Source organism: Okeania sp. (assembly GCF_035285525.1).
Taxonomy (GTDB): Bacteria; Cyanobacteriota; Cyanobacteriia; order Cyanobacteriales; family Microcoleaceae; genus Trichodesmium.
Genome location: NZ_JAYKGW010000049.1, coordinates 1 through 7,806, shown reverse-complemented (window position 1 = coordinate 7,806; position 7,806 = coordinate 1). Strand labels below are relative to the sequence as shown.

The following is a 7,806-nucleotide window of genomic DNA, read 5'->3' as shown; positions in this document are numbered from 1 at the left end:
GAGATATTCTCCCAACCTTTCAAAGGGGGGCTGGGGGAGATATTCTCCCAACCTTTCAAAGGGGGGCTGGGGGAGATATTCTCCCAACCTTTCAAAGGGGGGCTGGGGGAGAGACCCTGCAAAGCATCCGCCAACAAACGGTCAGACAAAGCATACTCCAAAAAATCAGCCCGCAGAGTAATAACCAAACTCAAGTCCGGAATATTAACCACTGCATTAAACAACCTTTCCAAAAACAATAGACACTTTTCCTGCTCAGAACAAAGAGTATAAATTTCTTCAAATTGGTCTATCACCAACAACAAACGACTACCTCGGTGTTTCTCTAAAATAGACGATAACCAAGTTGATAGGGTTGACTCCTTTGATTCCAAAATGCTAGAAAGTTGCAAAGCATCAATATCTTGTCCAGTTTCCTCCTTTTCCGGTTGTTTCAAACGAATCAAAGCACGGGCTAACTCATCAAAAGGATAAGCTTTCGGGCGAAACTTTTCAATTTGCCAATTCCCTTGAGAACGCAACCGAGAAACCAACCCCGCAAATACCACCGAAGACTTACCACTACCAGAAGGCCCAATGACCGCCACAAATTGTTGTTGTGCCACTGCCGCCACAAGCTGCTCAGTGAACACCTCCCGCCCAAAAAAGTATGCAGCATCACCCTCCTGGAAAGCAAACAAACCCTTATAGGGACAACTAGCAATTAACCGCTCCTGTAACTGAGGCCATGCTGCCATCAATAAATTAGTCGGAATAATAAACGCTACCCTAGCATCCAGTCGTTGTTTTTCGGCAGCAACAGCCATTCCCACCACACCCTCTAAAAATTCATCCCAAACAGGAGTACCACTAAAACCTTCCTCCAAAACATAACCACTGTGGTCAGTATCTTCTAGTTGTACCCAACCTTTAGCATTACTATCCCGTAAAACCCCATTAGCCCACACACCATATTCCTTACCCCTGATAAACCCAAAAGCACGAATATTATGCCCCCAGTATTCCTCAGAAGTCATCAACCGGACTGGGGAAATATTATCAGGAATAGTCGTTAATTCCAAAACAGCAATATCTTCTAAAGCTTTATCTGGATTAACAGGCAACCAAAAAATTACTTTAGCAGTCATAAATTTCCCTGGTGCAACTTGGGGAAAATCTAACTTAACTTCTGTGGTTGGTATTTCCAAAGTATTACTATTGACGTTTAATGCCAAAGATACCACATGGGCGGCAGTCAAAACTTGATTTTCAGATACTAAAAAACCGGCTCCTTTGACTTGGTTTAACCGAGAATAAATTCTGACAATAGAGCGGTCAAATTTAAACATTTTACTCATTATTTATGATGCCATTTTAGAGTGATTTCATAATTAACTTCTGCTTCTCCAGAAGCAATAACTGCTCCCATTTCAGCACTTAATTTAATTCCAAATTTTACTTCTATTTCGTCAGCAGGTTGATTCATACTTCTGACTTTTTCAATAATAGTATTAGCCACAGGTTTAATTTTTTCCATCGCCGAATCAAAGCTTTTATTAGCCTTCCGAATCACATCGTCTGTTACGCCAATACGGTCATCAACTGGTTGAGGAGGTGCATCTACTTCTATGAGAATAAAGTCACCATCTTCTAGAGGAAATTCTACGATTTGCTTCATAATAATTAGTTTAAATTTTTTATTTACAGCACTTTCCATTTTTATGAGGTACACCAGTCGCAGGCTTTCCGACCCGCACTACAAAGCTTTATAATTAAGACTTGCTGAATAAGTCTTATGGGTGGGGGTAGGAGTCAGGAGACAGGAGTCGTAGGGACGTTGCATAAGGGCGTCCCTAATCTTCTATAACTCCCATTCCTCCTAACTTATCCTCCTGGGAGAGGTTAGGGGTGGGTTTATATCATGTCCGGATCAGAGCGCGATAAAAAAACTTCCTCCTGCTTTTCCTCTCCTGGGAGGGGTTAGGGGTGGGTTGACTCCTGAGTTCCCCTCCTGGGAGGGGTTAGAGGTGGGTTTATTTATAACGTCATATTACTCCCTACTCCCTACCTTAACCAAAAGACTTTTTCAGCAGGCCATAATTAATATTTCTGAACTTCATAACTTCGGAATCTGCTGTAATTTTATCGTAACTTATGTTATATAAAATCCGGTTACATGTGTATATGTTCATGATTTTATCGACACTTCAATCTCCCTGCAAGTTGTATTGATGGATATGTATTTTTACACCGAATAAGTTGGGATAACTATAATGAATCAGGAGATTTAAAGGCTCAAGTAGAAGAGTTGAAAAATTCAACAGGTTATTACCCAGAATCAGTTCATGCAGACCAAATTTACAGAACAAGAGAATAACCGACAATTCTGTAAAGAGAAAGGTATTAGAATCAGCAGCCCTCCTTTGGAAAGACCACCAAAAAATATTGATCAGGAACAAAAGAAACAAGCTCAATTAGATGAAAGATTACGGAATCATATTCAGGGCAAATTCGGACAAGCAAAAAGAGGATTTAGTTTGGAGAAAGTGATGGCAAAACTTTCTAAAACTTCCATGACCGCGATCGCAATTGCTTTCTTGGTAATCAATCTTTCTACCCTCTTGAAAGAGGCTTTTTCTCTCTTTTTATACTTTTTTGGAGAAAAAGCTATTTTTGTAGTCTGTTTAATCATTTCAACTTATGGTTGAACAGATTATAATAATAAAAAATTATTATCAGATTTATTTGAATAAAAAATCAACTATTTTCATACTTTTTGAACAAGCCCTAAATATACCAGCGCTCATTACTATAAATATTTATCGTATCTACGGAAAGAAATCAGAGAAAAGAAAACGAGTCATTAAATTAGGGACGTTGGATAGAACGTCCCTACAAAGTTATTACTGAAAAATTGACATAGAAGCAGGTTTGAGTCAGAAATTTTGGTGAAAACCAAATCATTTATCCAAACCTGCTTCTACAAAACTAAACAACTATAGGAATTAATTTAACCTAATAATTAGCTTTCTATGATTTAGTAGCGACCACCACCACCGCCTCTGCGATTGTAACCTCCACCAGATTTTCTATCTTCACGGGGCTTTGCCTTATTAACTCTGATATCACGACCCATCCACTCAGCACCATCAAGCGCATCAATAGCAGCAGTTTCTTCTTCCTCTGTACTCATTTCGACAAAGCCAAAGCCCCGGGGACGACCTGTTTCACGGTCAGTTGGTAACTGAACCCGCTTGACAGTACCATACTCCTTAAAAACTTCACTTAGGTCATCTTGTGTGACCTCGTAGGATAAGTTACCTACATAAATTGACATAGATTTTCTCCCAAATTTTAGAGATATGTAGAGATTTAGACTTCGGAGAGAAGCTTGCCAATAACGACAGGAAATTGACCCTCAATATAAACAAACATTGCAACCGAACTTATTCTCATTATCGCTTACATACTAACACAATATACTGTGAATATACAAACACTTTTATAAAAATACTATTAGATATCTCTAGAAAAGAGGGAACACTTAACTGGGAACACTTAACTGGGAAGAAGAATTGATAATTTATGGATAATAATTGATTTTACTTTTTATTTTTGGAGATGTCTATTCTTAATAAGATATAAAATTACAACATGACCAAGGACATTTTCCCTAATTCCTATAAGAAATGATTAATAGTAAGCATCATATAAATAATAATCCCTAAACAATGAACAATGGTTTGTTCCACCAAACTTGCAGAACTATTAACCAGTGAACATTGCTCAGGGTTAACCACCTCAAAAAACTGAAATTTAAGTAATCTAAGCTACATTTAAGCTACATTTAAGCTACATTTAAGCTTTAGAGTTGCTTAACTTCGGAAACCAACTTAGCAACCATATCCTTAGCACTGCCAAACAGCATCATGGTCTTATCCTTATAGAACAAATCATTGTCCACGCCAGCAAAACCAGTGCTGAGACTGCGCTTAATCACAATAGTATGCTTTGCTTTATCAACCTCCAGAATGGGCATTCCATAAATTGGACTATTCTGGTCTGCACGAGCTGCTGGATTCACTACATCATTAGCCCCAATTACTAAGGCCACATCTGTTTGGTCAAACTGAGGATTAATGTCATCCATATCGTATAACTGAGGATAAGGGACATTGGCTTCGGCTAATAATACGTTCATGTGTCCAGGCATCCGGCCAGCAACTGGGTGAATTGCATATTTAACCTCAACGCCCAATCCTTCTAATTGGTCCGCTAACTCTCGGACAGAATGTTGAGCTTGGGCAACGGCCATACCATAACCAGGTACAATGACCACAGACCGAGCATAACCCAACATCATTGCCCCTTCTTCTGAGTCAATACTACGAACTGCCTTATCAGTTTTGCTACCTGCACCAGCAACAGCACCGCCACCATCACCAGTACCAAATGCAGCAAATAGTACATTAGTTAAGGAACGGTTCATACCTTTACACATAATAACTGTGAGGATAATACCAGAAGCACCAACCAATGCACCTGCGATGATTAAGAGATTGTTCATCACTACAAAACCAGCAGCACTAGCAGCTAATCCAGAAAATGAGTTCAACAAAGAAATCACCACTGGCATATCACCGCCACCAATGGGGATCACAAACATGATCCCAAATACTAGAGACACACCTATTAGTGCTAAAAACACTGGTAAATTAAATGGTGTGACACACAAATAAACGCTGGCAGCAATAAACCCACCAAATAAGAGAGCATTAACAGGTTGCTGTAATGGGAAAGTGATAGGTGAACCACTGATAATTCCTTGTAGTTTAGCAAAAGCAACTAAAGAACCTGTAAAAGTTACGCCACCTATTAAGACACCTAATAATGCGGTAATAGTTGTAGGTAATGGGGGTGACTCAGCAATAGCTAGAAACCGCCAAAATTCTCCTACTGCCACCATTGCCGAAGCAGCGCCACCCAAACCGTTGAATAAACCAACCATTTGAGGCATGGAAGTCATTTCAACTTTGTAGGCAGCGATCGCTCCAATAATTGAACCAATGACGATTCCAATGAGAATCATTTCATAGTTCAAAACTTCTTTTTCGAGTAGAGTTGCCACAATAGCAATAAACATCCCTACTGATGCTAACAAATTACCATTCCGGGCTGTAGCTGGAGAACCCAACTTTTTCAGTCCCAGGAAAAATAAAGATACCGCTACTAAGTAGCTTAACTGGATTCCGGTTGGTATAAAGTCTGTCATTATGCAGTCTCCTTTTTCTTGAACATTTGCAACATTCTGTCTGTTACTAAAAAGCCACCAACGACATTAATAGTAGCAAAAACGACAGCAATCAAACCTAAAATTACAGTGACATTCCAATCTTTGTCACCAGCGATGATTAGTGCGCCCAAAACTGCAATTCCTGAAATGGCGTTTGCTCCAGACATCAGGGGTGTGTGCAGAGTTGGTGGCACTTTGTTAATAACTTCAAATCCGGCAAATGATGCCAGAACAAATACAAATAAAGCTGCGATTAATGTATCACTCATAGTTTTTTCAGAGTTAATTGTTTTGAGAAGGAAGAGGGAAAAAGGAAAAAGGAATAAGTTTAATCTTACTTTATTTCAACTATTGAATCATTCCTCATTTTTATCCTAGGGGTTTGGTTTCCAAATCCCTTTAGTTTTCAGACCAAACCCCTAAATCTTCATAAATCATCTAGGATTATTTAACTACCAACAGCAACAGCTAGAGCATCTTTTACTCTTTGATTACGAATTTCACCATCATGGGTGACACAAGCGCCAGAAATAATATCATCCTCAAAGTTAAGATTTAATTCCCCATCTTTAACCATTAACTTGAGTAAAGCAGAAATATTTTTAGCATATAATTCACTAGCGTGAACCTGCATAGTTCCTGGTAAATTTACAGGACCAATAATAGTCACGCCATTCCATTCTACATCTTTGCCTGCTTCAGTACATTCACAGTTACCACCCTGTATAGCTGCCATATCAACTATTACTGAACCTGGTTTCATTTGGTCTACCATTTCCTTAGTTACTAGCAATGGCGCCTTTTTACCAGGAACTTGAGCAGTAGTAATGACAATATCTGAAGCAGCAACGTGCTGTGTCAAAACTTCACGAGTGTGTTGTTTCGCTTGCTCAGAAATTTCTTTTGCATAACCACCCTCAGCAACAGTGCTTTCTTTGAGAGTTACATCTACAAATTTTGCTCCCAAACTTTGCACCTGTTCCTTAACTTCTGGACGAATATCAAACGCTTCTACTATCGCACCCAAACGACGAGCAGTAGCGATCGCTTGTAAACCAGCAACCCCTGCTCCCATAACTAGGACTTTTGCTGGTTTAATAGTACCTGCTGCGGTAGTCAACATTGGGAAAAACTTAGGTAAAGCAGCGGATGCTAACAAAACAGCTTTATATCCACCAATATTAGCTTGAGAAGATAAAGCATCCATAACTTGCGCCCTACTGGTACGAGGGATCATTTCCATACTAAATGCAGTTATTTTCCGTTCAGCTAAACGTTGTACAATAGTAGGGTTGCCTAGAGGGTTAAGAAAAGTAATAACAATACCACCCTCTTTTAATTTCTCAACTTCTGAATCCTGTAGTACCCCAATTTTTAGGAGTACATCAGTTTCACGCCAAAAGCTATCATTGTCAGAAATTATCTTGGCTCCAGCTTCTTCGTAAGCTTTATCAAAGAAGAAAGATTTTTCTCCCGCACCTGTTTCTACTTCTACTTCTAGCCCCTGTTTAACTAACTTGGCTACGACATCAGGAACTAAGGCCACACGAGATTCATCGACCAGAGTTTCTTTAGCTACTGCTATTCTCATAAATTCTCCTTATTTTTCATCTGCGGTACAATACCTATACACTTGTGGCAAAACTTGGTAATGCCAATGTAAAGATCCTTGCTTCCTGTTTCAACTTGGGGAGTCGGCTCCCTCCAGTTCACAGGCGTAACTTGGGAAACAGCCAGCCCTATTAATCTCAAACCACTAGAGAATATTTACAGACAATCATTGTGAGGCTTGTTGACAATTCAGCTAAAATTAATTGGCTGGAGTTAGCTAACTATTTTATGGTTTTTTACTAATGGGTTCCTTTCTAAAATTATTAGGGTGATATTTCGTTTCTTGGGGCTATCTTTAACTTATCTTATGAATTAAGGTAGATGGAGAGAAGAATTGTAACTTTTAATACTAAAAATTTGTGATTATTGCAACCTATAGTATAAAGTTATAAGGCGATAATTTGATATAAAATCCGGTTACTATAAAGTTATTGCATCTAGATCAGGACTCAAGCCACGTGAACCTAGAAACCCGGTACGAGGGTAGATTATTACTGCTCAAAACAACGATTTATCCTAGAAACCGGGTTCCTCCCGTGTAAGTCCTATATATAATTGACAACATAGACATCTTTCAATAATTGATAATTGATAATTACCTCTCCCTAAAAACGGATAGGATTGAATAAAAGGAAAAAAATTTATTTCTTAAGGGGAGATTAGAAATGGCGAGGAGAGTAGGCAATAGGCAGTAAGGAGAAAGATAAAGATCATGAATACTTGCCATCAAAACAGATATAACTTAATAAACTCTTATAATATATATAAAATAATCCATTTTTTATTTTTATTCATCTTCCTAGGGCGTGTCATCAATTATAGAGGTTGACATTAAAAGTATAATATGCTTATGAAGAATAACATAAGTAGGAATGTTCTAAATGACTAGACGTTATGCCTTACGGGATGACCAATGGGAACGC

Annotated in this window: 6 protein-coding genes and 1 pseudogene; 1 reads left to right on the top strand and 6 read right to left on the bottom strand. The window is 38.7% G+C overall.

Going from position 1 to position 7,806, the window contains the following annotated elements; all coding sequences use genetic code 11:
• On the bottom strand, positions 1-1,328 hold a 1,328-nt coding region (locus VKJ25_RS05390), incomplete at its 3' end, for an nSTAND1 domain-containing NTPase (protein WP_324235598.1).
• A gap of 8 nt (positions 1,329-1,336) precedes the next feature.
• Complete coding sequence (locus VKJ25_RS05385; RefSeq protein WP_324235597.1) at positions 1,337-1,657, bottom strand: CU044_2847 family protein; 321 nt, start codon at positions 1,655-1,657, stop codon at positions 1,337-1,339.
• A gap of 534 nt (positions 1,658-2,191) precedes the next feature.
• Between VKJ25_RS05385 and VKJ25_RS05380 the strand changes: the two are divergent.
• Positions 2,192-2,687, top strand: a pseudogene (locus tag VKJ25_RS05380) (transposase); the annotation flags it as partial.
• Positions 2,688-3,016: 329 nt separating this feature from the next.
• On the opposite strand, the gene VKJ25_RS05375 reads toward VKJ25_RS05380, so the two are convergent.
• The 4 genes from VKJ25_RS05375 to VKJ25_RS05360 all read right to left on the bottom strand — a co-directional run bounded on the left by VKJ25_RS05375 (position 3,017) and on the right by VKJ25_RS05360 (position 6,863).
• Complete coding sequence (locus tag VKJ25_RS05375; protein ID WP_324235596.1) at positions 3,017-3,316, bottom strand: RNA recognition motif domain-containing protein; 300 nt, start codon at positions 3,314-3,316, stop codon at positions 3,017-3,019.
• A 528-nt stretch (positions 3,317-3,844) separates the two neighbouring features.
• Positions 3,845-5,251, bottom strand: a complete 1,407-nt coding sequence (locus VKJ25_RS05370) for an NAD(P)(+) transhydrogenase (Re/Si-specific) subunit beta (RefSeq protein WP_324235595.1) — start codon at positions 5,249-5,251, stop codon at positions 3,845-3,847.
• Positions 5,251-5,541: an NAD(P) transhydrogenase subunit alpha part 2 gene (locus tag VKJ25_RS05365; RefSeq protein ID WP_324235594.1), complete on the bottom strand. Its 291-nt coding sequence runs from the start codon at positions 5,539-5,541 to the stop codon at positions 5,251-5,253. The genes VKJ25_RS05370 and VKJ25_RS05365 overlap by 1 nt, the downstream gene beginning before the upstream one ends.
• A 179-nt stretch (positions 5,542-5,720) precedes the next feature.
• Complete coding sequence (locus VKJ25_RS05360; RefSeq protein WP_324235593.1) at positions 5,721-6,863, bottom strand: Re/Si-specific NAD(P)(+) transhydrogenase subunit alpha; 1,143 nt, start codon at positions 6,861-6,863, stop codon at positions 5,721-5,723.
• Between the last annotated feature and the right edge of the window lie 943 nt (positions 6,864-7,806).

Excerpts from the sequence above, each read along its gene's own strand:
- VKJ25_RS05365 (WP_324235594.1), bottom strand. The coding sequence starts at position 5,541 with ATGAGTGATACATTAATCGCAGCTTTATTTGTATTTGTTCTGGCATCA.
- VKJ25_RS05375 (WP_324235596.1), bottom strand. The coding sequence starts at position 3,316 with ATGTCAATTTATGTAGGTAACTTATCCTACGAGGTCACACAAGATGAC.
- VKJ25_RS05370 (WP_324235595.1), bottom strand. The coding sequence starts at position 5,251 with ATGACAGACTTTATACCAACCGGAATCCAGTTAAGCTACTTAGTAGCG.
- VKJ25_RS05385 (WP_324235597.1), bottom strand. The coding sequence starts at position 1,657 with ATGAAGCAAATCGTAGAATTTCCTCTAGAAGATGGTGACTTTATTCTC.
- VKJ25_RS05360 (WP_324235593.1), bottom strand. The coding sequence starts at position 6,863 with ATGAGAATAGCAGTAGCTAAAGAAACTCTGGTCGATGAATCTCGTGTG.